The organism is Frigoribacterium sp. CFBP 8759, assembly GCF_014841655.1.
In the GTDB taxonomy this organism is placed as follows: Bacteria; Actinomycetota; Actinomycetes; order Actinomycetales; family Microbacteriaceae; genus Frigoribacterium.
On record NZ_JACYUH010000004.1, the window covers coordinates 148136 to 170182 of the forward strand.

At 66.3% G+C, this 22047-nt stretch carries 26 protein-coding genes; 13 read left to right on the forward strand and 13 right to left on the reverse strand.

Annotation, left to right across the window (positions count from 1 at the left end; translation table 11 throughout):
• Nucleotides 1–54: 54 nt before the first annotated feature.
• The 4 genes from IFT79_RS14475 to IFT79_RS14490 all read left to right on the forward strand — a co-directional run bounded on the left by IFT79_RS14475 (nt 55) and on the right by IFT79_RS14490 (nt 2609).
• Nucleotides 55–1365 carry a cytochrome P450 gene (locus IFT79_RS14475; protein ID WP_192124986.1) on the forward strand — a complete coding sequence of 437 codons (1311 nt, stop codon included), beginning with the start codon at nt 55–57 and terminating at the stop codon, nt 1363–1365.
• Between the two features lie 306 nt (nt 1366–1671).
• The gene (locus IFT79_RS14480) at nt 1672–1878 is read left to right on the forward strand and encodes a hypothetical protein (RefSeq protein ID WP_173154481.1); all 207 of its coding nucleotides are present in this window, start codon (nt 1672–1674) and stop codon (nt 1876–1878) included.
• Nucleotides 1879–2050: 172 nt separating this feature from the next.
• Nucleotides 2051–2260, forward strand: coding sequence for a hypothetical protein (locus tag IFT79_RS14485; RefSeq protein WP_192124988.1), 210 nt, complete (start codon nt 2051–2053; stop codon nt 2258–2260).
• Nucleotides 2261–2342: 82 nt separating this feature from the next.
• On the forward strand, nt 2343–2609 hold the full coding sequence (locus IFT79_RS14490; protein ID WP_199859770.1) for a hypothetical protein: 267 nt from the start codon (nt 2343–2345) through the stop codon (nt 2607–2609).
• Nucleotides 2610–2681: 72 nt separating this feature from the next.
• Here IFT79_RS14490 and IFT79_RS14495 read toward each other — a convergent pair whose 3' ends face one another.
• Nucleotides 2682–3011, reverse strand: coding sequence for a hypothetical protein (locus tag IFT79_RS14495; protein ID WP_192124990.1), 330 nt, complete (start codon nt 3009–3011; stop codon nt 2682–2684).
• Between the two features lie 210 nt (nt 3012–3221).
• Entirely contained in the window at nt 3222–3686 is a 465-nt protein-coding gene (locus tag IFT79_RS14500; RefSeq protein ID WP_192124992.1) for a MarR family winged helix-turn-helix transcriptional regulator, read from the reverse strand.
• 140 nt (nt 3687–3826) lie between these two features.
• Between IFT79_RS14500 and IFT79_RS14505 the strand changes: the two genes are divergently transcribed.
• Together IFT79_RS14505 and IFT79_RS14510 are read left to right on the forward strand one after the other, a co-directional pair.
• Nucleotides 3827–4702: a cyclase family protein gene (locus IFT79_RS14505; protein ID WP_192124994.1), complete on the forward strand. Its 876-nt coding sequence runs from the start codon at nt 3827–3829 to the stop codon at nt 4700–4702.
• 71 nt (nt 4703–4773) lie between these two features.
• Complete coding sequence (locus IFT79_RS14510) at nt 4774–5400, forward strand: DUF6226 family protein (protein WP_192124996.1); 627 nt, start codon at nt 4774–4776, stop codon at nt 5398–5400.
• Nucleotides 5401–5499: 99 nt separating this feature from the next.
• Here IFT79_RS14510 and IFT79_RS14515 read toward each other — a convergent pair whose 3' ends face one another.
• On the reverse strand, nt 5500–6627 hold the full coding sequence (locus IFT79_RS14515) for an FAD-dependent monooxygenase (RefSeq protein WP_192124998.1): 1128 nt from the start codon (nt 6625–6627) through the stop codon (nt 5500–5502).
• A 128-nt stretch (nt 6628–6755) separates the two neighbouring features.
• Between IFT79_RS14515 and IFT79_RS14520 the strand changes: the two genes are divergently transcribed.
• Nucleotides 6756–7382, forward strand: coding sequence for a TetR/AcrR family transcriptional regulator (locus IFT79_RS14520; protein ID WP_342211856.1), 627 nt, complete (start codon nt 6756–6758; stop codon nt 7380–7382).
• 36 nt (nt 7383–7418) lie between these two features.
• On the opposite strand, the gene IFT79_RS14525 is transcribed toward IFT79_RS14520, so the two are convergent.
• Genes IFT79_RS14525 through IFT79_RS14535 form a run of 3 tightly spaced genes read right to left on the reverse strand, consistent with a single transcriptional unit; the run spans nt 7419 to nt 10883 of the window.
• Nucleotides 7419–8378: an alpha/beta hydrolase gene (locus IFT79_RS14525; RefSeq protein WP_192125001.1), complete on the reverse strand. Its 960-nt coding sequence runs from the start codon at nt 8376–8378 to the stop codon at nt 7419–7421.
• 28 nt (nt 8379–8406) lie between these two features.
• The gene (locus IFT79_RS14530; RefSeq protein WP_192125003.1) at nt 8407–9585 is read right to left on the reverse strand and encodes a serine hydrolase domain-containing protein; all 1179 of its coding nucleotides are present in this window, start codon (nt 9583–9585) and stop codon (nt 8407–8409) included.
• Entirely contained in the window at nt 9582–10883 is a 1302-nt protein-coding gene (locus tag IFT79_RS14535; RefSeq protein WP_167627359.1) for an MFS transporter, read from the reverse strand. The genes IFT79_RS14530 and IFT79_RS14535 overlap by 4 nt, the downstream gene beginning before the upstream one ends.
• Before the next feature lie 185 nt (nt 10884–11068).
• On the opposite strand from IFT79_RS14535, the gene IFT79_RS14540 reads away from it, so the two are divergent.
• Nucleotides 11069–11680, forward strand: coding sequence for a TetR/AcrR family transcriptional regulator (locus tag IFT79_RS14540; RefSeq protein ID WP_192125005.1), 612 nt, complete (start codon nt 11069–11071; stop codon nt 11678–11680).
• A 35-nt stretch (nt 11681–11715) separates the two neighbouring features.
• Here IFT79_RS14540 and IFT79_RS16060 read toward each other — a convergent pair whose 3' ends face one another.
• Nucleotides 11716–12318 carry a TetR/AcrR family transcriptional regulator gene (locus tag IFT79_RS16060; protein ID WP_199859771.1) on the reverse strand — a complete coding sequence of 201 codons (603 nt, stop codon included), beginning with the start codon at nt 12316–12318 and terminating at the stop codon, nt 11716–11718.
• A gap of 73 nt (nt 12319–12391) precedes the next feature.
• Between IFT79_RS16060 and IFT79_RS14550 the strand changes: the two genes are divergently transcribed.
• From IFT79_RS14550 to IFT79_RS14560, 3 genes are all read left to right on the forward strand, one after another.
• A complete protein-coding gene (locus IFT79_RS14550; protein ID WP_192125007.1) occupies nt 12392–13819 on the forward strand; it encodes an alpha/beta hydrolase in 1428 nt (475 codons plus the stop codon).
• Between the two features lie 816 nt (nt 13820–14635).
• Nucleotides 14636–15145: a hypothetical protein gene (locus IFT79_RS14555; protein WP_192125008.1), complete on the forward strand. Its 510-nt coding sequence runs from the start codon at nt 14636–14638 to the stop codon at nt 15143–15145.
• A gap of 223 nt (nt 15146–15368) precedes the next feature.
• Complete coding sequence (locus tag IFT79_RS14560; protein WP_159825157.1) at nt 15369–15767, forward strand: hypothetical protein; 399 nt, start codon at nt 15369–15371, stop codon at nt 15765–15767.
• 120 nt (nt 15768–15887) lie between these two features.
• On the opposite strand, the gene IFT79_RS14565 is transcribed toward IFT79_RS14560, so the two are convergent.
• The gene (locus IFT79_RS14565; protein WP_192125010.1) at nt 15888–16229 is read right to left on the reverse strand and encodes a hypothetical protein; all 342 of its coding nucleotides are present in this window, start codon (nt 16227–16229) and stop codon (nt 15888–15890) included.
• A 486-nt stretch (nt 16230–16715) separates the two neighbouring features.
• Between IFT79_RS14565 and IFT79_RS16755 the strand changes: the two genes are divergently transcribed.
• Nucleotides 16716–16841, forward strand: a complete 126-nt coding sequence (locus IFT79_RS16755; protein WP_274604909.1) for a hypothetical protein — start codon at nt 16716–16718, stop codon at nt 16839–16841.
• Nucleotides 16842–17219: 378 nt separating this feature from the next.
• Here the strand turns inward: IFT79_RS16755 and IFT79_RS14570 are convergent, their stop codons facing one another.
• From IFT79_RS14570 to IFT79_RS14590, 5 genes are all read right to left on the reverse strand, one after another.
• Complete coding sequence (locus IFT79_RS14570) at nt 17220–17450, reverse strand: hypothetical protein (protein WP_159825019.1); 231 nt, start codon at nt 17448–17450, stop codon at nt 17220–17222.
• 82 nt (nt 17451–17532) lie between these two features.
• On the reverse strand, nt 17533–17715 hold the full coding sequence (locus IFT79_RS14575) for a hypothetical protein (protein ID WP_192125012.1): 183 nt from the start codon (nt 17713–17715) through the stop codon (nt 17533–17535).
• Nucleotides 17716–18211: 496 nt separating this feature from the next.
• The gene (locus IFT79_RS14580; RefSeq protein WP_192125014.1) at nt 18212–18799 is read right to left on the reverse strand and encodes a hypothetical protein; all 588 of its coding nucleotides are present in this window, start codon (nt 18797–18799) and stop codon (nt 18212–18214) included.
• A gap of 205 nt (nt 18800–19004) precedes the next feature.
• Nucleotides 19005–19574: a recombinase family protein gene (locus IFT79_RS14585; RefSeq protein ID WP_192125016.1), complete on the reverse strand. Its 570-nt coding sequence runs from the start codon at nt 19572–19574 to the stop codon at nt 19005–19007.
• A gap of 491 nt (nt 19575–20065) precedes the next feature.
• Complete coding sequence (locus tag IFT79_RS14590; protein ID WP_192125018.1) at nt 20066–21109, reverse strand: NAD(P)-dependent alcohol dehydrogenase; 1044 nt, start codon at nt 21107–21109, stop codon at nt 20066–20068.
• A 176-nt stretch (nt 21110–21285) separates the two neighbouring features.
• Here IFT79_RS14590 and IFT79_RS14595 point away from each other — a divergent pair, with 176 nt between their 5' ends.
• On the forward strand, nt 21286–21972 hold the full coding sequence (locus IFT79_RS14595; protein ID WP_192125020.1) for a CG0192-related protein: 687 nt from the start codon (nt 21286–21288) through the stop codon (nt 21970–21972).
• Nucleotides 21973–22047: the final 75 nt, after the last annotated feature.

A 22047-nucleotide genomic window follows, 5' to 3' on the forward strand; every position in this document is an offset into this window, starting at 1 on the left:
GACCTCGGCGAGATCGCCTGGTCGCGAATGCGCGAGCGCTGGCACGATGGCCGCATGTTCCCCTCCACACCCAGGACGAACCCGCTTCGCGACGACTCGATCGCCCTGCTCACCCGGGGTTACGGTTTCGGTGCGCGCCTCTGGGAGCGAACGCGGACGGGCGCCCGGGCCGTGCCTCTCCGCCTGCTCGGGCGGGAGGCGCTGCTGGTCCGGGGCGCCGAGGCCGTCGAGCTCTTCTACGACGAACGGCAGATCGCTCGGCACGGGGCCATGCCCGCGATCGTCCAGCAGACGCTCTTCGGCACCGGGTCCGTGCACAGCCTCGACCGAGCGGAACACCGGCACCGCAAAGCGACGTTCCTCGACGTCGCGTACGAGGACGACCAGGTCGCCCGGCTGACGCCCCTGCTCGAACGGGAGTGGCGGCACGAGATCGATGCCTGGCTGTCCGGGGGTCGACGCTCCGCCTACGATGCGGCCGTCGGGGCGTTCGGTCGCGCGAGCATGAGGTGGGCGGGCCTGCCGGGAACCCCGGAGGCGCGGACCCGCTGGTCGGCCCGCCTCGCGCAGATCGTCGACGGCTTCGGTGTGCCGTACTCCCCCGAGTACCTGCTGGCAGCGGTGAACCGTGCCTGGTCCGATCGGCACGCTCGCCGCCTCGTCGAGGCGGTTCGCGCCGGCGCTCTCGAGCCCGGGGAAGGCACGGCCCTCGACGAGTGGGCTCGGCACCGGGACCCCGAGGGCGAGCTGCTGCCCGCGAAGCTGGCGGGGATCGAGCTGCAGAACAGCATCCGCCCGATGATCGCGGTGGCCCGCTTCGTCGCGTTCGCCGCGAAGGCACTGCACGACCACCCCGAGTGGCGAGAGCGGATCGCCGAGGAAGCCACCGAGCGTGGAACGATGACCGGTGGGCCGCTCGCCGTCGCGTTCGCGCAGGAGGTCCGGCGGACCGCGCCGTTCGTCCCGATGCTGCCCGGCTGGGCGCGGCACGACGTCGAGATCGACGGACGGGAGCTTCCCGCCGGCGGGCGGGTCCTGCTCGACATCCTCGGCACCGACACGGATGACGCCTCCTGGAACCGCGCCTCCGAGTTCGATCCGGACCGTTTCGTGGGCGTCGACGACTACGAGGCGATCTCGACGTTCATCCCTCACGGTGGCGGGGACCCCGCGGGCGGACACCGATGCCCCGGCGAGAAGCTCGCCATCGCCGGCCTCGCCGCCGCCGTCTCGGCGCTCAGCGACCCTCGCCTGGCGATCCTCGACGACGGGCTCGACGTCGACCGGCGACGGCTGCCGACGAAACCGTCGTCCGGCGGCCGGGTCCGCGCAGCCGGAGCGCCTTCCCGGTGCCCGTTCCACTGACGGCACCGCGACGCGATCGGCCTTACCTCCGAGCGGGGGTTCTCGGCAACCCCTCTTCGCGCATCCGGCCCCGGGCATAGACACGATCCATGCCGATCCCCACCCGCGGTTTCGCTCACCTCGTCGCCTTCGTCCTGCTCGTCGCCGTCACGGGCCGAGCCGACTCCGTCGCCGGTCACGTGCGACATCGGCTCGCCCACGAGGCCGCTCCCACCCACCACTCTCGTGGCGCCCGGGCGCCAGCGAGATCCGAGAGGCGACCACGATGATCGAGCACCGCCCGCCGTCGGCCACCTTGCCCGCGCCATGCCCATGATCTTGCTCGATCCGATCGCCGAGGGCACCTGGCGCGTCCTGGACTACCGGAACGGCAAGACCGGGATCGACGTCCTCGTCGGCTTCGTGCAGAGGGTGACGGACGCCTACGCGGTGACCGATCTCTCGCAGCCCGACGAACAGCGCCTTTGTCACACCCTCGTCGAAGTCCAGGAGCTGTTCGGGGCGGAGGGGTGAGGAGTAACGCTGCGACGATCCTGGAGGAACGAAGGCCGCTCGAGTCACCTCCCCCTCGCAGCCCTCGAATATGCTCGCGCGTGTGAGCAGGAGGATTCGACCCGGTCGCATGCCCAGGAGAAGCACGGAAGCGAACCTGGAGCCTCGCGACGCATCGACCCGTTTCCGGGAGATGCCCGTCATCGAGCTCCTCGAGGCGCTGGAGTGGGTGCAGTCCATTCGCGACGACTACATCGCCGGCCAGGACCGCCGACGGGACCAGCTCGTCAATGACATCAACACCGTGGGTTTCGAGACGCTGCGGGAGCGAGAAGACGACCTCCGAGCTGCCGGGTTGACGCACCGCGCCGACCGTTGGCTGCACTACGAGAACTACCTGTAGCCCCTCAGCTGGCGGGTGGTCCAGATGACGATCGGCCCGCGGTCACGATCGGCGGGTTCAGCTGATGGGCTTCACTCGTGGCATGGGTAGTCACTCCGGGATTCCGGCACCAGGCAGCCAACGTGTTCCGATCGAACAGGCTCTGGCGGGCCTGGAGGTCCATCCACTCGAGGAAGGCGAGACGGCCATCGAAGCGTTCGTGCTCGTCAAGACCCTCGACGCCGAGGGGGAGACGACGTGGGCTTACAGAACGACGAACAGGCTCAACCGTGAGGAACTCCTGGGGGCCCTGACGGTTCAGGTCGCAGTTCTCTCGAAGGAGCTGCGGGACGAGTGGGACGACGACTGAGTCGTCGACACGGGGGTCCTTGGTTCACCTGAGGCCAGCGCGTGCTCGCAACCGAGCCCGGACGTCGATCGGCTATTGGACGATGACACGCCAAGCGCCCTTCTTGGTGCTCGCCACCGAGGAGAAGCTGACTTTCGTCACGCCCTCGCGGAACGACTCCGGGATGTCTAGCTCGAGCACGCCCTCGGCGCAGTTCGCACGGGCGGACGTCGTGTCGACGGCACCCGCAGCCGACGTCAGACCGAACAGCCCCTCGACGGATCCGTCGCCGAAACACTCGAGTTCGACTCGCTTGATCGTCACGGGCTCCTTGAAAGCCGCCGAGATCTGGACGCCGTCTGCTTCCTCGCCCCGTTCGACGAGCGATGCCAAGACGGCCAGCGCGTCGCCGTCGTCCTGCACCGCTGAAGGCGCTTGGTCGAGCCACAGAAAGATGTCGCCGGCCTGGTCACCGGAATCTTCTTCGGAGCACCCTACGAGGCTGACAGCGCAGAGGGACACGACGAGTAGGCAGAGCGATCGAGGGCGCACGACCGAAGGATGGCATGAAGTGCACCTCGTCGCGACGCCCCACTGCGAGGGCCCGGTCACCGATCCGCTATCGGGCATGTATCAGTAAGCGTCGCCCATGCCCGGGGATTTCTCCGCGCCCTCGATGACAGCGAGCAGCAGTGCGTTGAGCTGCGCGCTCCGTGACGCGTCCAGCCCGAACATGCTGAGGTCGTTCGTCGCCGAGGCCACCTGCTGCACCGCGACGAGCACGACCTGGCCGGCTGGCGTGATCGCGGCGGGGTTCCTCCGGCCGCGGGCGCGGACGCCCACCCGGCGGACGAGACCGCGACGCTCCATCCCGTCGAGCACGTCCGACATGCTCTGCGGGCGAACGAAGACGGCCCGAGCGATCTCCGCCGACGTGAGCTCAGCACCGTCCGCCAGGCAGGACAGCACGCCGAACTGCACGAGGCTCACGTCGTGCTCCGCCATCCCCGCAGTAATCTTGGAGCCGATGATGCGGGCGACCTTGACCGCGTTCCAGCCCAGCACGGACTCGAGCCCGCGACCTCCCTCGTCACTCATACGTGCCTCCTTGTCGACGGTCCTAGTTAAACAGGAACCTGTTTTTGAGGCTATGGTGCAGGAACCTGCTTCTCAAGGCCTCCTTGCAGTGTGCACCACCCACCCGCGCGACACCGACCCGACATGACAGGACAGGCACCATGACGACACCCGCACTCCCCGACGACCGAGGCCGCTGGGGCGCCGACGACGAACTCGGCACGCTGAACCTGATCGACGAGGCCGCCAGGGCCCGCGCCGCTGAGGAGGTGCGGATCGGCCGGAGCGTGTCGCTCGCGTACCCGGTCGAGCCCGCCTCGATGCTCGGCGGGCCGTTCGCTCCCCCTGCACCGCCGTCGCCCCCGGTTCAGCAGGCGCTGCTCTACACGGGCACGCCGCCCATGGGGATGTCCGAGGTCCTCGTCGTGACGCCGCATCACCCGGCGCTGACGCACATCGATGCTTTCGCCCACATGCCCGTCGACGGCACCGTGTACCCGGGCCGGCCACTCGAAGAGGCAGTCACGGCCGGGGGCGTCGCGCACGGTTCCACGACCGCCTTCGCCGCCGGGATCACGACGCGGGGAGTCCTGCTCGACCTGGCACCGGAGGGGCGGCTGCCGTCCGCGCACCCCGTCACCTCGGCGGACCTCGACGCTGCCGAGGCGCGGGCGGGGGTCGAGGTGCTGCCCGGTGACGCCGTGGTGGTCCGCAGCGGTTGGGGCTTCAGCTGGGATGCCGAGACCCAAGCGCCGGGCATGACCGTCGACGCGGTCACGTGGATGCATGACCGTGGCGTCTCGCTCTACGCCGGCGACATCAGCGACTCCTTTCCGCCGAGCGACCCGGATATGCCCATGCCGATGCACATGGTCGGGCTGGCCCGCCTGGGCATGCCCCTGATCGACAGCGTCGCCACGGACGACCTCGCCGCGACCTGCGCCGAGCTCGGCCGACACTCTTTCCTGCTCAGCATCGCCCCGCCCCGCCTCCACGGCCTCACCGGCGTGCCCGTGAACCCCCAAGCCATCTTCTAGACCGACACCACGGCCGTGCGGGTCGCGATGATCGATCGTCTATCGGACGCAAGCGCCGCTAGGTTCAGGGCGTGGAAACTCACGACGTGATAGCCGAAGTCACTCGGCGATTCACCACGCACCCCTCAGGCGGCACGCGGTGGGACGACCCTCATGAGCACCAGGACATCGCTGACGAGGAGTACTCCCGAGTCAGCGAACCAGAGCGCTACGCCGTCGTGGGCGCCAGGGCGAGGTCGTGGATCGACGCTCTGGAGGCCCTGGAGCTCGGGACGGCACAGAACGTCGAAGCGCCGTCATGGGCGTACGGACCCACTGACGCGCGGGCCGTTCTTGTCACGCCCGTCAAAGTGGATGCCCTGTCGATCTTGGTCGTCATGGGGTCAACGGAGGGCATCGAGGACACGGTCGCGCTCGGCGTCGGTGACCCTTCAATCCTGATCTCGATGGAGCCCTTCTGCGGCTGCGACGCGTGCGACAGCGGAAGCGACAACCTGCTGACTGCGATCGACGACCTGTTCATCGGGATCATGAACGGACAGTTCCTCTACGCCGAGGGCAAGGACTGGAAGCTGACTGTCGGTGTCAACGGCTGGTCCGCGTCAGGTTCGCAGGACTTCGATTCGCTCATCGACAAGGCTCGGGCAGGAACGAGCATCGGCCGCCTCATGATCACCGGACGCCCCTGGCTCAACTGACACCAGGGCTCGTACTCACAAACGAGTCCGGACACCCATCGGCTATCGGGCGCCGCGTCGCTGGCGGACGCGGAATGCTCCTTAGCGGGTGATCGTTGGTCAGTGCCCGAGCAGCATGTTGTTGCGGGACCGGATCTGTTCGTCGGTAGCGGGGAAGTAGCTGCTGACGCCGAAGTGTTCGGCGTTGTGCTGGATTTCCTCGACGATCGGCCGGAGTGCGCGTTCGTAATGGACGAACGCCTGCTCGACGTCGCCGTCAGCAGCTCGGAGAGCGTCGTGGAGGGCAGTGGCGCCGATGATGGCGAGCGATCCACCCATGCCCGCGGCAGGTGATGCGCAGTAGCCGGCGTCGCCGACGAGCGCGACGCGTCCGGACGTCCACGCCGGCATCTTGATCTGACTGAGCTTGTCGAAGTAGAAGGTGTCGACGTTGACCGCCTCGTCGATATGGTCTGAGAACGGTGCGCCAGCCTGCAGCAGGTGCTCTCGGAGGATGCGCTTCTGCTGGTCGACGTCGTGGTGGTCGTAAGGGATCTCCTGCTCGGATCGGAAGCCGAGCACGAGGTCGGTCGTGGTGTCGTAGGAGTTCACCAGCATCGTCACGCCGGGCGCGTTGGTGATCTGGGTCGTCTGCCGGTCGATGACGAGGTGGTCGAGGATGGCGACGGAGAAGTACGTCTGCAGGAAGTGGGTGTGGAGCGCTTCCTGACCGAAGCGCAGTCGCCGCACCGCCGAGTGGTTGCCGTCGCACCCGATCACCATCGAGAAGTCCCGCTCTGTGCCGTCGCGGAAGACCACGTGGACACTGTCCTCGTCGGGCTCGGTCAACGACTCGATGGAGTTGCCCCACAGCATCTCGACCTCCCCCTCCGTCGCGGCGGCGAGGATGTCGAGCAGATCGTCTCGGTGGATCTCGTAGCCGTCGCCGGCCGAGTCGTCCGTGGGCGGTTCTGGGTCCATCCGCGCGATGAGCTCTCCCTCCGGCGTCGTGAACTCGGTCACGCGAGGAGCAAGGGCCTTCGCTTGGATGTCCTCGAGCAGGCCCATCCGTTCGACGATCGCGATGGTGTCCTCGCGAATGTCGACGGGGGTGCCGCCGCGCTTCAGTCCGGATCCGATCTCGACGATCGTGACCTCGCGACCGAGCCGACGCATCCACAGTGCTGTCGCGAGACCCGCGAAGCTCGCTCCCGAGATCAACACCTGTTCCTGCGTGCGCGTGTTCATCGATCGTCCTCGTTTCCCGGCTCCCGCCGAACTTATAGTGACCCAAACATCTTGGTGAGACCGACAGTAGCAGAAACTTTGGGTCACTTTATGTTTCGTGGCAGACTCGTGGGATGGAGCAAGCGAGCGTGGGTGCCAGATCAGGGCTCCGAGAACGTAAGAAGCGAGAGACCCGCGAGCGTCTGGGCGATGTGGCGGCTCGGCTCTTCGCGCAGCACGGGTACGACGAGGTGTCCATCGCGGACATCGCGGGCGCCGCGGGCGTCTCGGAGCCGACGGTCTACAACTACTTCCCGACCAAGCCCGACCTCGTCTTCGACCGCGCAGACGAAGTGCTCGAGAAGATCAGGGGTGCGATCTCCCGGCGAGACCCCCAGCAGTCACCAGCCGATGCGATGCGCTCCCTCGTCCTCGAGGACATCGATCGGTACGTCGAGGACGACGAGGGATTGTCCAAGGGCGAGTTCCCCGCGCAGTGCCGGCTCAGTGCCCCGCTCCGGCGCCGCGCTCTGGAGTTCTACGACGACGTCACGACGGCGGTGGCAGCTGAACTCGCCGGCACGGGACCGAACGCGATGTCCGAGCGGGCGTACGCGGCCGCGCTCGTCTCGGTGGTGCAGCAAACCACCGCGTGCATCGGCGATGCGGTCCTCTCGGATGCTCATCGGGGAGACACCCGCGAGCGTCTGAACGAGGCAGCCGCGGCGACCCTTGACCACTTGTCGACCTGGTGGCACAGGGAGCACGTCACCTGAACGCGTCTTGGTAGACCATGGCCTACCGGGCGCGGTTCAGCTCACTGGTGACTTTCGAGCGTGGGCCGCTCGCAGGGCTTGTAGTCCCTCTTCTCGCCAGGCTCGGGCGGATGCCATGACTCTTGTAAAGGCGCTGGACCCGTGGATGTGCCCGAGTTGTAGGGAGAACGTTGCGGGAACTTGGTCGCGGGTGAGGCGTTCGGCGTAGCGTGCGCCGTCGTCGACGATGGGGTCGTATTCCGCAGACATGACGTGCGCCGGGGGCAGGTCGCTGAGGTTCTCGGCGAGCAGCGGTGATGCGTAGGGGTTGGTCGCGTCGGCCTCGGACGGAAGGTACAGGCGTCGGCACAGGTGCAGGGTCTGTTCGGTGAGTCCGTAGCCGGTGGCGTTTCGGCGGATGGAGGGGCTGCTGAAAGTGAAGTCGAGCGAGGGGACTTCCAGCAGTTGGAAGGCGATCGCGGGACCGTCGTCGTCTCGGGCTTTCAGGCAGAGGGCGGCGGCGAGGTTGGCGCCGGCTGATCCTCCGCCGACGGTGATCAGGTCGGCGCGGGCACCGAGGTTCTCGATGTTCTCGGCGACCCAGAGCAGCGCGGCGTAGCTGTCATTGAGAGCGGTGGGGAAGGGGTGTTCGGGGGCTTTGCGGTACTCGACGGCGACGACGATGCAGTCCGCTCCGGCGGCGCGTTCCTGGCAGAGGATGTCGATGACCATCGAGTGGATGGTGCCGCCGATCCAGCCGCCGCCGTGGAAGTAGAGGTGGACGGGGTGGGGGCCGTCGCTGTCCGGGTGGAAGACGTTAAGAGTGATCTCCCCGTCCTGGACGGGGAGGGTCACGGTGCGCTTGCTTCGGACGGGTGGGGCGGGTTCGAGCAGCTGCTCGGCGAGTGCGGCAGCGCCTGCGTTCTCCTGCAAGCGGAATGCGGCGATGTCGTCGATCTCGGCGGGGACGGTCGGCATGGTCTCGAGCAGGGGAACGAGGAACGGGTCGAGCGGCATGAGTTCTTCTCCTTCGAAGAGTGGGGATTCAGAGGCTGTCGCGCAGCGCGCGGCAGAGAGCCTCGGCGCGGTCGTCGGGGTAGCCGCCGGGGCGGATTGTCGCGTATCCGAGGGAAACACCGGATTCGGCATGCGCGAAGCCGAGCTGACCACCGGCTCCGTCGTGGCCGAAGCTGCCGGGACCAGCCATGCCTCGGGGGGTGGAGTCGAGCATGAATCCCGTGCCCCAGCGAAGCCCCGAGTCGGGGCCGAAGAACGGCGCGCCGACCGATTGAGGGAGGCGGGCGTCGCGGGTGGTGGCGGGCTGAAGCAAGCGGATCCCGTCGACCTCGCCGATGGTCGCGGCGTAGAGGCGGGCGATGTCGTGGGCGGTGCCGACGATGTTCGCAGCGGGAATCTCGAAGCCGAGAAGGTCGGGGGTGTTCGCGGAGCCGAACAGGTTGAGGCCGTCGATGGCTCCATTCATCCCCATCACGCGCGCCAGCATGTCGATGTTCGGGCTCTTCCACGGTGGTGCGGCGGTGTCAGGGAGTGGCTGCTCCTGTAGCGCGAAGTCCGGGTCGGTGTCGGGGTCGGTCCCGAAGGTGAGTCCGAGGCCGAGCGGGCCGGCGATGTGCCGGTGGAGCCAGTCCGCGGGGCGTAGTCCGGTGGTACGACGGAGGACTTCACCGGCGAGCCAGCCGAAGGTGAGGGCGTGGTACGAGTGCGCGGTCCCAGGCTCCCAGAGCGGGTTCTGCCGGGCGAGGGCTTCGGTGACCGGATGCCACGCGCGCAGGTCCTCCACTGTGAGGGGCTCGTCGGGGGCGATGAGTCCGGCGCGGTGCGCGAGGAGCTGCCGGACGGTCAGTGCGCTCTTGCCGTGGTCGGCGAATTCCGGCCAGTAGGTGGCGACCGGTTCATCGAGGGTGAGATGGCCCGCTTCGACGGCCATGAGCAGGCAGATGGTGGTGACGCCTTTGCTGACGGAGAAGAGGATGCTGCGGGTGTTGGTCGTCCACGGTCCGTGGCGGAAGGTGCCGCCGTGGAGGTCGACGACGGGGACGCCGTGGAGATAGACGGTGCAGGCAGCCCCGGTGTCGCCGCGTTCGGTGAAGTTCTGAGTGAACGCGTCGGCGACGCGTTGGAATCCGGGTTCGACGTGTCCGTGGATGGTGGGGGCGGAAGTGCTCATGGGTGGCGTGGAGGCCTTCTGGGTGGGGGTGGTCATGATGCTGAGGACGAAGTGGCGGCGGTGATGTCGATGCTCTCGGTCTCGTGGTGGAACTCGTTGATGAGGCGTCCGCTGCGCACCCCGAACCAGCCGACGGCGATCCCGGCGGCGGCGAGGACGGAGAGGGCGATCAGGAAGCCGTTGATTGAGCTCGAGAGAAGGAACGGCACGGGGACCAGGAGCAGTGCTGGCACCAGGCGGGCGATGGCGAAGATGACGCCTTGGCCGGTGGAGCGGAGCATGGTCGGGAACGCCTCGTTCACCCACACGCGGAAGATGGGCTCTCCGCAAAAAACGGTGCCCATGCCGGAAACGAGCACCGTGGTGACGAGCGTGGCCAGGTTCATCCCGAGGATGACGGGAATGAGGTATGCCGCGACGTAGAGGATTCCGCCGAGGATGAAGAAGGTGAGGCGGAAACGGGTGTCGACCACTCGCATGAAGATGACCTGCACGATGATCGCGAGCGGCACGAGGAACAGCACGAACACGGAGAATTCGGACACGGGAGTGCCGGTGAAGTTCGCTCCGATGTAGGCCGCGTAGGAGCCAAAGAGCGTGATCGGGATGCTCACCAGCGTGAAGAACCCGACGAGGATGAGGAACGGGAAGCGCAGCGGGGGCGTGATGAGGTCCCGCAGCTTCGAGCGGTCAGCGCGCACGGTGTGCACGCCCTGTGTCTGTTCCAGGCGAGCAGCTCGCCAGCTGGTGGATTCGGGGATCGTAAGTCGCAGCGCGAGGACGATGACCGCGACGACGGCGATGAGGCCGAAGATGGCCTGCGCGGCGAAGATCCCGGTCCCGCCGGTGAGGGTGGCGACGAGGACGACGGCGCCGATGCCGACTCCGGCGAGGAGGTTGGACATCACGAGGATCTTGCCGCGGTTCTGATCTGTCGCCGCTTCGGCGATGGTCGCGAGGGAGACGGGGATATCTGCCCCGATCGCTACACCGAGGACACCCAGACCCAGCAGCAGCAGCGGGAACGCGGTGGCCACGATCGGGACCGATGCGCCGAGGGCGATGAAGATCATCGTGACCACGAACACCCGACGCCGCCCGAAGCGGTCGCCAAGGCGACCGCCGATCAGAGCGCCGACCGCCACCCCGAAGGTGAGTGCGCTGGTGAGCACCCCGATCTGCCCGGGGGTGAGACCGATCGTCTGCTGGAGAATCACCAACGCGAAACCGACACCGTTCAGGGCCGCGCCATCGACGAAGGACGCCATGCCGGCCACTGTCCCCACCCACCAGGCGTTCACCGCGCGAGGGGGCGCCGGAATCGCTTCTGTCATGACCTTCTCCTTCGAAGACATCGAGGCCAGGCCTCGTCGTGGGTACCGGCGAACCCGGCTGCGGCTGACAGTAGATCAAAATTGTCCAGGATGGCAAGCATTCGGGGCGGCAATTATTCGGTTTGGCAAATGTTCGTGCGAGGATGAGGTGCAGGGCGCGGGTCTCGCGGATCGAAGGAGAGCAGATGGCGCCGGAGGCAACGGAACAGCCGGCCGTGTCGAAGCGGCGCGGACGATACGCGAACGGACTGCAGCGGCGAGACCTGTTCATCGACCGTGCGTTCGAGATATTCGCGACGCACGGCTTCCAGCGCCTGTCGTTGCGGAAGATCGCAGAGGAGCTCGGGGTCAGTCACGCCGCCCTCAGCTACCACTTCCCCTCTAAGGAGGACCTGCTGCAGGCCGTCTTCGACCGTCAGGCGGAGCGGGACCGGCCCCTACTGGAGCGGTCGCTCTCCGAGCGGGGCTTGCTGGCTGCACTCCCGGAGCTCGTGCGACAGAACGAGGCTTTTCCGGGATTGATCCAGCTCGACGCCACCATGCAGGCGGAGGCAATTCGGAAGGACCACCCGGGGCACGACTTCACCCACCACCGGATCGATCTGTTCAATGCCGACGTTCGTCGGGAGCTTGAGCGTGAGCAGGAAAAGGGTCGTCTGCGCGCGGACCTGGACCTCGACCTCACCGCGCGTCAACTCACCGCCATGGCGCGCGGGCTCCAGATGCAGTGGCTCTATGACCCCACGGTCGACGTCGCCGCGCACCTCGATGCGTTCCTAGCGTTCCTGCGCGCATGAGCGCACGATGCCTCGAGGGCGTCGCGACCTCGCGATCAGTCCGAAGACCGGCTGCTTCTCCTGACCGCATCGATAGCACCTGAGAGGGCATCGTGAATCAGTTTCAGGGTCTCATCGTCCTCGCGGTGTGATCCGACGAGCAGCTCCACCCGCACGACGATCCCCGCAACGATGCCCAAGGTGATCTGCACCCCCGGGTGATCCGGCGGGACGTCGAGGTCTTCCGCAATCGCGTCGGCCGCGATGGCGAGGAGGGGAGGGGAATCCTCTGGTCCGGACCCCTGCAGCACCGGATTCCGCTCAAGCATGGCGGCTCTGAGCCGCCACTCCTGCTCCGGAACAAAAGTCGGTTCTTCGCGGAGCCACTGAACGACACGATCGACGATCGACTCGCCCTCGTCACGTGAGCGCAACGCGAGGATCAAGCGATTGGCCGCCGCGGACGAGGACGCCGTGGCGATGTGGAGTTTCGTCGGGAAGTACGCCGACACAGACCGGGTCGACACCTCCGCCTCCTCAGCGATCTGCGCCACTGTCGTCGCGTCGTAGCCCTGTTCGGCGAACAGCCGCATGCCGGCAAGGAGAACAGCACGGTACCGGCGCTCCTTCGAGCGCTCCCTCAGCGAAGTTGCAGCCATACGCCGACCTTACCTCTTCTGTACTTCTGCACTAAAGCGTATAGTTGCAGTCAACCGCAACTTTGGAGGACTCATGGTCGACCCGACCCTCGCCCGAATCGAACGCCCCCGCTGGACTCGCTGGGCGCTGCTCACCAGTGGCCTTTACGTGCTCTTCGTTGCCTGGGCCGAACCGTTCTTCGTCCGTTACCCCCCCGCGGGAGCCTTGCTCCTCGTGGGCTTGCTGGCCGCAGGTGTGGCCTGGCGCCGCCCGGGGGGCAGCAAGGCGGCCTGGGTGACGATCCTCTCGGCGATCATCAGCGCCACCGCGCAGATCGCGTGGCTCGTGACCGCCTGGTACCCCGCGTGGGCAGTGGCCCTGGGGTTTGCACTGGTGGTTGCCTTCTCGTGCTTCGCCGGTTTCTGGAAGCTGAGCAGGACGCGTCGCCGCGCCCTCAGGCAGGAGCGTGTCACTGCGTCTACTCGATCCCTTCTCAGCACCCTGCGGAGCGTCGTAAACAGCCTTCTCGTCGTCATCGCCGCGGTGACCTCCACTGTCGTGCTCCTGGTTGCCGCGGCACCCGCGGCGGTGGCCATCCCGATCCAAGCCGCCGCCGGTCAGACACCATCGTTCCAACCCCGAGGACCCGAGGGAGCTGTCAGCGTGACCGCGAACGGAGATGGGCTCACGAGCGACGTCCGATACGGCGATGAGTACCCCAGCAGCTATCTCGACATCTACATCGCCGATGACGACGCATCGGTCAAGCGGCCCACTTACATCTACATCCACGGTGGCGGCTGGATCGGTGGGACGAAGTCCGACGGCGACCCGAACGCACCCGGTGGCGGTTTTGCCGTCACCACAGACCCCGTCCTCGACGGTGGGTTCAACTTCGTCAGCCTCGATTACGGCCTTGCCCCGACCGTCAAGTACCCCACACAGGTGAAACAAGTTTCGCAGGCAGTCTCCTTCCTTCAGCAAAATGCCGAGCAGTACGGCCTGAACATGTCCGACGTCGTCATCGGAGGAGGAAGCGCCGGCGGCCAGCTCGCCGGCCAGTTCGCGAACATCCAGACCAACCCGACCTACGCTGCGAGTATCGGAGTGGAACCGGTCATAGGTGACGCTCTGCGAGCAGTCATGCTCGACAGTCCTGCGCTCGAGCTGGAGAAGACAGGCGAGACGCAGACGCCGCAACCGGTGAAGGACCTCATCTTCGGACTGTCTGCACGCAGCTACGTGGGCACCTCCGCGGCCCTGATTCAGGAAGCATCCGTCACCAACCACGTGACCGCAGACTTCCCCGCCACGTTCATCGCGGACGGGAACACCGGCACGTTCCCGGATCAGGCCGAGAACCTGCACGAACGCCTCGACCAGCTCGGAGTGACGAACGCCGTCGACGTTCCGCCGGCGAGCTCGGCGATTCTGGGCCACGGCTACATGGCGATGCCGGGCAAATGGACCGACACGTACAACGAGAAAAAGCTCGCGTTCTTGTCAGCACTCGGTCTTTGACCACTCACCTCACGCCGCCGTGCATCCGATGCTGGTGGGATGCCCCGGTCCGATACCGGGGCTTCCCACGAGGGGATCCCCTAATGGGCAGGCCACAGAAGTGGGTTGCCATCGCCCCTCGCCCGCAAAGGGGCAAGGAACAGCCGGCGCCGTTGCCGCCTCGCAGACCATCGTCTGCGTGAAGCTAACGGGCGCATAGGCTCAACGCATGTCGAGGACCGATTCCATTCTTCTTGCCCTCGCTGCAGGCGCAGTAGCCGGTCTCCTTCTGGGCGTGGTCGGAATTGTGAAGACTGTCCGTCACCATGGATGGGGCAAGCAGACGTGGGCACCTCCCGCGAGGCCATGGCTTGGCGCGAGTGCTGTCGTGCTCATCGTGACCTTGGGCTGCGGCGTCCTTTGGGCTGCATCGAACTAGCTCAACGAGGTTGCTCTGCCGCCCACGGTGCAAGTACCGACTACGGCGCCCCGGTGACCGATCGGCTAGCGGGACGCAGCAGGAGGGCTCTGCTGTCATCGACCTTTGGAGCTTTTCGGTGCTTTAGCCGATTTGGCTAAAGCACCCAAAAGCAGCAAATTGGTGCTGCTTCGCGGATAGATGCAGCGCTCGATTGTCGCGAGAACTGACCGCTCCCCTTGGCCGTTTGGGTTCATCGGATCTGACTGATCAGTCTGAAACCGGGCTCGGTGAAGGATCCCCTATCAAGACAACGACAGTCTGCGGAAGCCGAGGCGCATCGTCTCCATCTACGAAGATGCGCAAACACCTCCCTGCGGCATTAGACAGCGTTGCCGCAAGACCTGTAGACCAAGTAGATGCGCATTGATGACGGGCGGCCTGTCCGGGTCGATCTTGACCCTCGCCCCCGCTTCATCTGGTGGGGTCAGGATGTCGACGACGAAACGCGAGATGCCGTCGCAACCCGAGCCACGCTTGTCCAGACCTTCCCCACGGAAGACGCGGCACGTCGCCATGCGGAGCAGCAGTCCTGGCCGAGCGGCCCGCCGGAGGCCCTGAGCATCGTCGACGCGCGTGGGGTCAAGGACTACCTCGACCGCAAGGTGAACAAGCTTGATGAGGAGGCGGCCCTCACCTGTATCAACTTGGCCGACGATGTCCGTCACTCACTGCGCCTCCCCCCGCCGCGATCCGGAGCCGCGCAAGCCGTCTACGACAAACTGGTCCAACGACAGTTCCCTTACCTCACCGACGACAGCCGTGTGAACGCGCTGAGCAGGTGGAGCTTGCGGGAACTAGGCCAGCTCCAGAAGATGCTGCGTTCGTCGCTGCGCTGTCTAGAAGCAGGCCTTGTCGAGCCCCGATAAGCGATCCCCTATCGGGCACTGCTTTGTGGGCTGGCTCCGTGGAGCAACGCAACGTCAAGCAGACGGTCCCTCCTGGGGTTGACGGATGCTCGAAGCCGGTACGTGCATCGCGGTATGGCACGCTGACCTGGTGCCTCCACTGCGCCCCGCCCGACCACGTGGACCCTTCTTCTTCCGACTACAGCGCTGGGGTCAACTGGCCGCGTATGTCTCTTGCATTGCCTTGGCGGCGTTCTTCATCGTCATCTCCGCATTCGCCGCGCATGATCGAGGTGAGCCCAAGATATGGGGCACGTTCACGGAGGAGAGACGGGAATTGGCCGGCCGCCGTGGCGGTGACGTCATCATCGGCCGGTGGATTTCCGCTGACGCGCACGTAACGCTTGACGACGTCGTCTTGACAGGTTCCACCGGGCCGGACGGACACGCCTATGCCTACGCCCAGCCCACCGCCTACCTCGGCCCCAACGAAACAGTCAACGATGGCCAGTCCGAATGGGTGGGTTACGTCCTTCCACCGGTGTTCGCAGTGCTGTCGATCGCATTCCTAGTCCTTTTGCTCTGGGCCTGGGGCGACCTCGCTGCCGTGGCGTCTTGGCTCCGAGGGCTTCGACGGACTTAGCCTGCGTCACGGCGGTTGAGGACCCCACGGTTCGTCCTAGATGTCGATCCCCTATCGGAACGAGAAGAGACTCGCACGGACGACGCTTCGTGACGCAGGTCGACGGGCACCGGTTTCGATCTATCGATTCAGTCTCTGCGCAAGAGACTCCCCTGCGAAACGACTGTCTTTCGAGAAGTCGACCCACGCCTCCTCGTATTCGCGGTCATGACGCCTCGCCAACTCGTCAAACGCCTGCTTACGAGAACGCTCTTCACTAATTCGCTCGTAGAAGAGGTCCATCGTCTCCGCACCCCACCTAGAGGTCACCTTCGCGAACTCGTGCACGCGGTTCCACACCTGAGCGACCTGATCGGCAGTTAAAGACGGGAAGACTTCCTCGATCGTCACAGACAGATAGCGAATATGAATGGTGAACGCGGCATCGAGCACCGAAAGTCTGCGAAGTTCATCTAGCCCCATGTACGTAGGTTAATGCTGGACATCGCGGCACCACGACGCACATTCCCGGCCTGCGGTCGGGGCCAGTGAAACAGCCTTGCGATAGCCGATCCCCTATCGGGCATTAGCGTTCTGCTATGACGCCTGTGGTTTTCGTCCTAGTTGCAATTGGCTTCGCCGGATTCGGGTCGGCTGTCATCTACGAACAGGTTCAGCACCGCAAGACGGGCGGAAGACCCTTCGAGGGACGCAAAGCCATTGTCTTCCCGTGGATCGTCACTTCTTGGCTAGTCTTCGGCGTCGGATTCGTCATCCTCGTCGTAAACGAGAACTAAAGACCTGCCCGCCGACCGTCAACCGAGCGGCTATCGGGCATCTCCGGCGATGTCCTAGCCTGGTCGAATGACCAACCACAGCGCACCGGACACGGAACGCCGGTCTGTCTGGACAGTGCAACATCTCTAAACGGCGACCGTCTCTAGCTATGAAGAGGTCGAATTCCCTCGCGTGTTCGGTGTCTACTCGACAGAAGAACGAGCGAACGAGGCCCGCGAGAGGGCCCGGCTCCAGCTCGGCTTCGACGGCCGCCTCGGGCCGGTGGACTCCCAGGAGAAGCTCACGGTGTACCGGTAGGGCCTCGACGACGTCGCATGGCGTGGAGGCTTCTTCTCTTATGACGCTGAGGGCCGAGAGGAATGAAGGTCTACTCCGTGACACACCTCCGCCCCCGAGGGCAGAACACCGAGTGGCCATTGGTCAACCTCAAACAGATCGGCTACTTCACCTCCGAGAATGAGGCACGACGCGCAATCAGGAGCCTCCGCCTCGATCCCGGCTTCCGCCGGTTCCTCGACCAGTTCGCATCGACATCGTCGAAGTGGACGTCGACCTGTACGAGACAGGCTTCAACCACGAGGACGACCGAGGACTTGTGCCGGTCGACTGACGCCACTACGGGGACCGCCCGATGGTCGATCGTCTATCGGGCAGTCCTCAGTAGAGCCTTGGGGTCTAGGGCTTCGGGCCTTGTTGACGGCGCAAGTCCCTCCGCGCGCGGAAGACAAGCACGAGGGTGCGGAGGATGATTCCAAGCCCAATCGCACCGATGATGCGGCCGGCAAACGATGCATCGCCTAGAACAGGGATCGTCTCGAATGGCTGAAGCAGGAGAGCGCACCCGATCAGGACAAAGACGACAGCGGCAACAAACCATCTACGTTCGTCCTGGGGCAAGAGCTTCATCCCACTAGTCTCCGTCATGACGGCACGAGCATCACGCCCTATGGTCGATCCCCTATCGGGACGGGTCCCGTGCTGCAACCAATCACGAGGGTTTGCGACGGAAAACAAGCCTTAGAAGCCCCAGCAAGGCAGACAGAGCAGAGAGAACTCCCACGAAGATGAAGAGCTTGTCGCCGTCCGCAATCACGAAGAAGAATGCGGCCAAGATCATGCCGAAGCCGACCATAACTCGCTCGAACCACTTCCTCTTGCCCCGATGCGTCATTCCCTCAGGGTAGCCATTGCTCAGGACTCAAAAAGGATCGGCTATTGCGACGTTGCCGCGGAACCACCGTGCAATGACCACCTCGCGGGAAGATGCAGGATGACTACTTCCGAGTGGCTCCGACTCGCGTACTTCCCCTGCCTATTCGTCGCACTGGGCATGCTCGCTTACGTCGGCGTGAAGTACAGCCAAGGAAAGGAACTGCCACGACGCAAGCAACGTCGTGTGCTGTTCGTCGGGGCTCTTGCTCTGGCCGTCGGAGTCGTTCTCTACGCCACGAGCTGGTTCGTTTAGATCGGCGCGGCCGGTTGTCGATCCCCATCGGGCGCCAAATCGCCCCTGAGTTCTCGATCCAAGCTTGAGCATCACCCTCGGGCCAGCCCGCCGCATCAATCGTCAGTGGGCAAGCTGAACATGCCGTGCGGGCCATCGATCGGCGCGCACATGGCCGTCTCGGTGACGTTCCGTGTCAGGTCGATAACGGACTCCGGCTTCACTAGTGCCTCCTCGACCGTCGAACTTGAGCTGCCGCGAGCTCCTGAACTTCCCGCTCGACGGCGCTGGCGTCCGGCGTGGCCAGAACACGTCCATCCTCGTCTTGCGACCTGAGCAAGTGACGGAGATGGACGACGACGCGCAGCAGCTGGGCCTCGGTGTCGAGCGACACCTCTAGGTTTCGCGTCCCCAGTGCGAACGACGGGCTGTGAAGTTGGATCATCTTGACGGCTGTGCTCATGAAGGCAGTGTTGTACCAGTTCAAGAGGCCCGTATACGGAACAATTCGAATTTCACGGAGGACGGCGTAGGGAATAATCCGGGTCGAGAACCAGTCGGTCACGAGCAAGCCGTCCTCGCGGGCGACGATCCCGACACGCATCGATCGCAGGGCCACGATCACAGGGATCAGGGCCACACCGAGGGGAGGCAGAAGGTCGCGCGGGGTCACTTTCAATTCACCGTCGGCCCCCAGGATGCCCAGGATGCACGAAGCGACGATGATCAGCGCAAAGATAAAGGCCAAAGCGCGCGAGGGGTACCCGACCCGCCTCAACGGCCTTGAGAGGGCAGGATTCGCCTTAGTCATGCGTACGCCCCCTCCCTCGTTTGTAGCTTCGGCCCGGTGCCATGACTGCTGGGCTGTGCGTGTATCCAGTCGCCCCGGCCGTGCCCGCAACGCCTGCGCCATGCGGCCTTGAGCGTCCTTTCCATCTAGCCTGAAACTACCTCACGACCTCAGCTACAGGTTGTTTCGTCAATGACTCCCTGACCGCCTCGGCACCGGTTACCTGTCACGCTTGTTCCCCGCGTTGGACGGCCCGGTAGACCGTTGAGCGAGCGACGCCGAAGAGCTCAGCAATCTCGCTAGTCGTGTGGGCGCCGGTGCGGTGCAGCTGCACGAGGTGCTTCTCCTGAGAGGGGGTGAGCTTGGGCTTGCGGCCGCGGAGTTTGCCGGCGGCCTTGGCGATCGCCATGCCCTCCCGCGTGCGCGCACGGATGAGGTCGGCTTCGAACTCTGCGACCATGCCGAGGACATTGAACAGGAGCCGGCCTACCGGGTCGGTGGGATCATAGACCGCTCCCCCTAGATTCAGCGCGACGCCCCTCTTCGTCAGCTCATCCGCGATGTCCGTCGCGTCTCGCAACGATCGGGCGAGACGGTCGAGCTTGGTGACGACCAGGACGTCGCCGGCACGGCACGCGGCCAGTGCTTCGCGGAGGCCGGGCCGGGCTCGAGTCGTGCCCGAGAGCCCGTGGTCAACATGGACGTGTTGATCGTCAACACCGAGCGCTGCCAGACCGTCGCGTTGTGCTGCGAGATCCTGTCCGGACCTTGATACGCGGGCGTAGCCGATGAGCATCCGACGACTGTAGCGTTCAGACCCCCGTCACCGGGCATTTTTGCGGGACAGGCATACGCGAATCCGCAGGCCAGACGCTACTTGACTCGAGCGGATTGAAATGGGCCCGAGAAGGTGTCCCGATGAACGACCGTTTACCGCACACCTCCGATGTCGCCTTCATGAGCAGCATGACGACGACACATGCCGGCCCGCGCCGACGACCGCGGATCTCATGACCACGGCACGGATCTCGGCCGGGCCCTCGCATCGGCTTCGATCCCCCTGCTCGCACTCGGAGCCACCCGCATCTCATGGTCGACGCCCGAGACGGCGCCCCTGATCGCCACGGTCATCGACGTGCCGACGCTCACTCCCGCCGCGGTGCTCGCCGTGGCCAGGACCCCGTTCCCCGTCGCGACGACGGGGTCAGGTGCGGCCGGTCGGCGGCTGCGACCTGCAGGAGGCGCGGTGCGCGGAATCCGGCACCGCGCCTCCTCGGGGTGGTCCCGTCAGGGGACGATGACGGCCCGGCCGCGGACGGTGCCGGCGGCGAGGGCCTCGTAGGCCTTCGGGCCGTCGTCGAGCGAGTAGCGCTGCGTGGCGACCTCGACCTGGCCGGCCCGGGCGAGGTCGAGGACCTCGATCAGTTCGCTGCGGCTGCCCCAGTAGGGGATGCGCACGGCGACGTCGTAGGCGATCGCGCCGAAGCCGAGCTCGACGGTGCCGCCACCGATGCCGACGATGGTCACGTCGGCGTCCGCCGCGGCGACCGCGACGGCCGTGGCCATCGTCGGCCCCGCCCCGACGAAGTCGAAGACGGCCTGGACGCCGAGGCCCCCGGTGATCTCGCGGATGGCGTCCGCGGCGTGCTCGTCGCTGATCACCGTGTGGTGCGCACCGACGTGCTTCGCCAGCTCGAGCTTCTCGTCGCTCACGTCGAGTGCGATGATCTGCGCACCCGAGAGCGCCCGCAGGATCTGGATGCCGACGTGCCCGAGGCCTCCGGTGCCGATGACGACGGCGTAGGTGCCGGCGCCGAGCTTCGGCAGCGAGGTCTTGATCGCGTGGTACGGCGTGAGGCCGGCGTCGGTGAGCGACACGTTCTCGACCGGGTCGAGGTCGCCGAGCGGCACCAGGTGGCGGGGGTCGTCGACGATCATGTACTCGGCCATCGACCCGGGAGCGCCGAGCCCGGGAGGCTTGATGCCCTCGGCGGCGGCGTTGACGCAGTAGTTCTCCTTGCCCTGGGCGCACTGGTGGCAGCGCCCACAGCCCCACGGGCCGTAGACGGCGACCGCGTCACCGACCTGCAGGTGCTCGACGCCCTCGCCGAGCTCGGCCACGATGCCGGCGCCCTCGTGCCCGAGCGTGAGCGGCAGCGGGTAGCCCTGCGCGGTGTAGTCCTCTTCACCGAGGCTCATGACGTACTCGTCGGAGTGGCAGACACCGGCCGCCGTGACCTTCAGCAGCACCTGCCCGGGGCCGGGTGACGGCTTCTCGATCTCGACGACTTCGGGGTGCTGACCGACCTGGGTGTACTGGAGTGCCTTCATGGGGCGCAGGCTACGCCCGGCCGCTGGAGAACGCACGACAGGTGTCGCGTTACTGGCGGGGTCGGGTCGCGGTCTGGGTCGTGCCGCCGACGGGGTCGGGGCGTGCCGCCGGCGCGGTCGGGTCGCGCGGGTGGCGGGGATCGACGGTGACGGTGGTCGGCCCTACGATCGACGGCATGGCACACCTGCACCGGGCCGGCATGAGCCCCTCCAAGATCGACCTGCTCGACGCCTGGGTGCCCACCCAGCCGTGGTTCGAGGGCCCGCCCCGGTCCGAGGGCGCCGACGACGAGGGCCTGCGCAGCGTCGCCGCCTTCCGCTTCGACGACCCGGCGGGCGAGGTCGGCGTCGAGACGACCATCGTCGCCACCGCCGACGGCGTGCAGCTGCAGGTGCCCCTCACGTACCGCGACGCTCCCCTGGCCGGCGCGGACGCGCACCTCGTCGGGACGACCGAGCACTCGGTGCTCGGCACGCGGTGGGTCTACGACGGCACGGCCGACCCGGTCTGGGCCGCGGCCCTCGCGACGGCCGTGCTGACCGGCGGCACGCAGGCCGAGGCCTGGTTCGAGGTCGACGGCGAACGACAGGTCCGCGAGCCGAACTCGACCGTCGTCGGCAGCGGCACCCCGGGCACCCCCGTGCCCGACGTCGACCGCCTCACCGTCGACCAGGTCGAGGGCCGCACGGTCGTCACCGGCGCGGCGGTCCGCATCGTCGTCGCCCGCGTCCTCGGTCGACACGACGCCGGGGCCCTCGCCTCGACCGGCGGCCACAGCGGCGACCACGGGGTCGAGGTCCTCACCGGCACGTGGACCGGGCACGACCAGCCCGAGACGCTCGCCGTCGTGCTGACGGCCTAGCCACCTGCAGGAGGCGCGGTGTTCGGTCGTCGCGCACCGCGCCTCCTCGACGTCCGGGCAGGAGGCGCGGGTGGC

Coding starts and splice junctions, on each gene's coding strand:
- IFT79_RS14475 (WP_192124986.1), top strand. CDS start 55: ATGTTCCCCTCCACACCCAGGACGAACCCGCTTCGCGACGACTCGATC.
- IFT79_RS14480 (WP_173154481.1), top strand. CDS start 1,672: ATGCCCATGATCTTGCTCGATCCGATCGCCGAGGGCACCTGGCGCGTC.
- IFT79_RS14485 (WP_192124988.1), top strand. CDS start 2,051: ATGCCCGTCATCGAGCTCCTCGAGGCGCTGGAGTGGGTGCAGTCCATT.
- IFT79_RS14490 (WP_199859770.1), top strand. CDS start 2,343: ATGGGTAGTCACTCCGGGATTCCGGCACCAGGCAGCCAACGTGTTCCG.
- IFT79_RS14500 (WP_192124992.1), bottom strand. CDS start 3,686: ATGAGTGACGAGGGAGGTCGCGGGCTCGAGTCCGTGCTGGGCTGGAAC.
- IFT79_RS14505 (WP_192124994.1), top strand. CDS start 3,827: ATGACGACACCCGCACTCCCCGACGACCGAGGCCGCTGGGGCGCCGAC.
- IFT79_RS14515 (WP_192124998.1), bottom strand. CDS start 6,627: ATGAACACGCGCACGCAGGAACAGGTGTTGATCTCGGGAGCGAGCTTC.
- IFT79_RS14525 (WP_192125001.1), bottom strand. CDS start 8,378: ATGCCGCTCGACCCGTTCCTCGTTCCCCTGCTCGAGACCATGCCGACC.
- IFT79_RS14530 (WP_192125003.1), bottom strand. CDS start 9,585: ATGACCACCCCCACCCAGAAGGCCTCCACGCCACCCATGAGCACTTCC.
- IFT79_RS14535 (WP_167627359.1), bottom strand. CDS start 10,883: ATGACAGAAGCGATTCCGGCGCCCCCTCGCGCGGTGAACGCCTGGTGG.
- IFT79_RS14540 (WP_192125005.1), top strand. CDS start 11,069: ATGGCGCCGGAGGCAACGGAACAGCCGGCCGTGTCGAAGCGGCGCGGA.
- IFT79_RS16060 (WP_199859771.1), bottom strand. CDS start 12,318: ATGGCTGCAACTTCGCTGAGGGAGCGCTCGAAGGAGCGCCGGTACCGT.
- IFT79_RS14550 (WP_192125007.1), top strand. CDS start 12,392: ATGGTCGACCCGACCCTCGCCCGAATCGAACGCCCCCGCTGGACTCGC.
- IFT79_RS14555 (WP_192125008.1), top strand. CDS start 14,636: ATGCGCATTGATGACGGGCGGCCTGTCCGGGTCGATCTTGACCCTCGC.
- IFT79_RS14565 (WP_192125010.1), bottom strand. CDS start 16,229: ATGGGGCTAGATGAACTTCGCAGACTTTCGGTGCTCGATGCCGCGTTC.
- IFT79_RS14570 (WP_159825019.1), bottom strand. CDS start 17,450: ATGAAGCTCTTGCCCCAGGACGAACGTAGATGGTTTGTTGCCGCTGTC.
- IFT79_RS14575 (WP_192125012.1), bottom strand. CDS start 17,715: ATGACGCATCGGGGCAAGAGGAAGTGGTTCGAGCGAGTTATGGTCGGC.
- IFT79_RS14580 (WP_192125014.1), bottom strand. CDS start 18,799: ATGACTAAGGCGAATCCTGCCCTCTCAAGGCCGTTGAGGCGGGTCGGG.
- IFT79_RS14585 (WP_192125016.1), bottom strand. CDS start 19,574: ATGCTCATCGGCTACGCCCGCGTATCAAGGTCCGGACAGGATCTCGCA.
- IFT79_RS14590 (WP_192125018.1), bottom strand. CDS start 21,109: ATGAAGGCACTCCAGTACACCCAGGTCGGTCAGCACCCCGAAGTCGTC.
- IFT79_RS14595 (WP_192125020.1), top strand. CDS start 21,286: ATGGCACACCTGCACCGGGCCGGCATGAGCCCCTCCAAGATCGACCTG.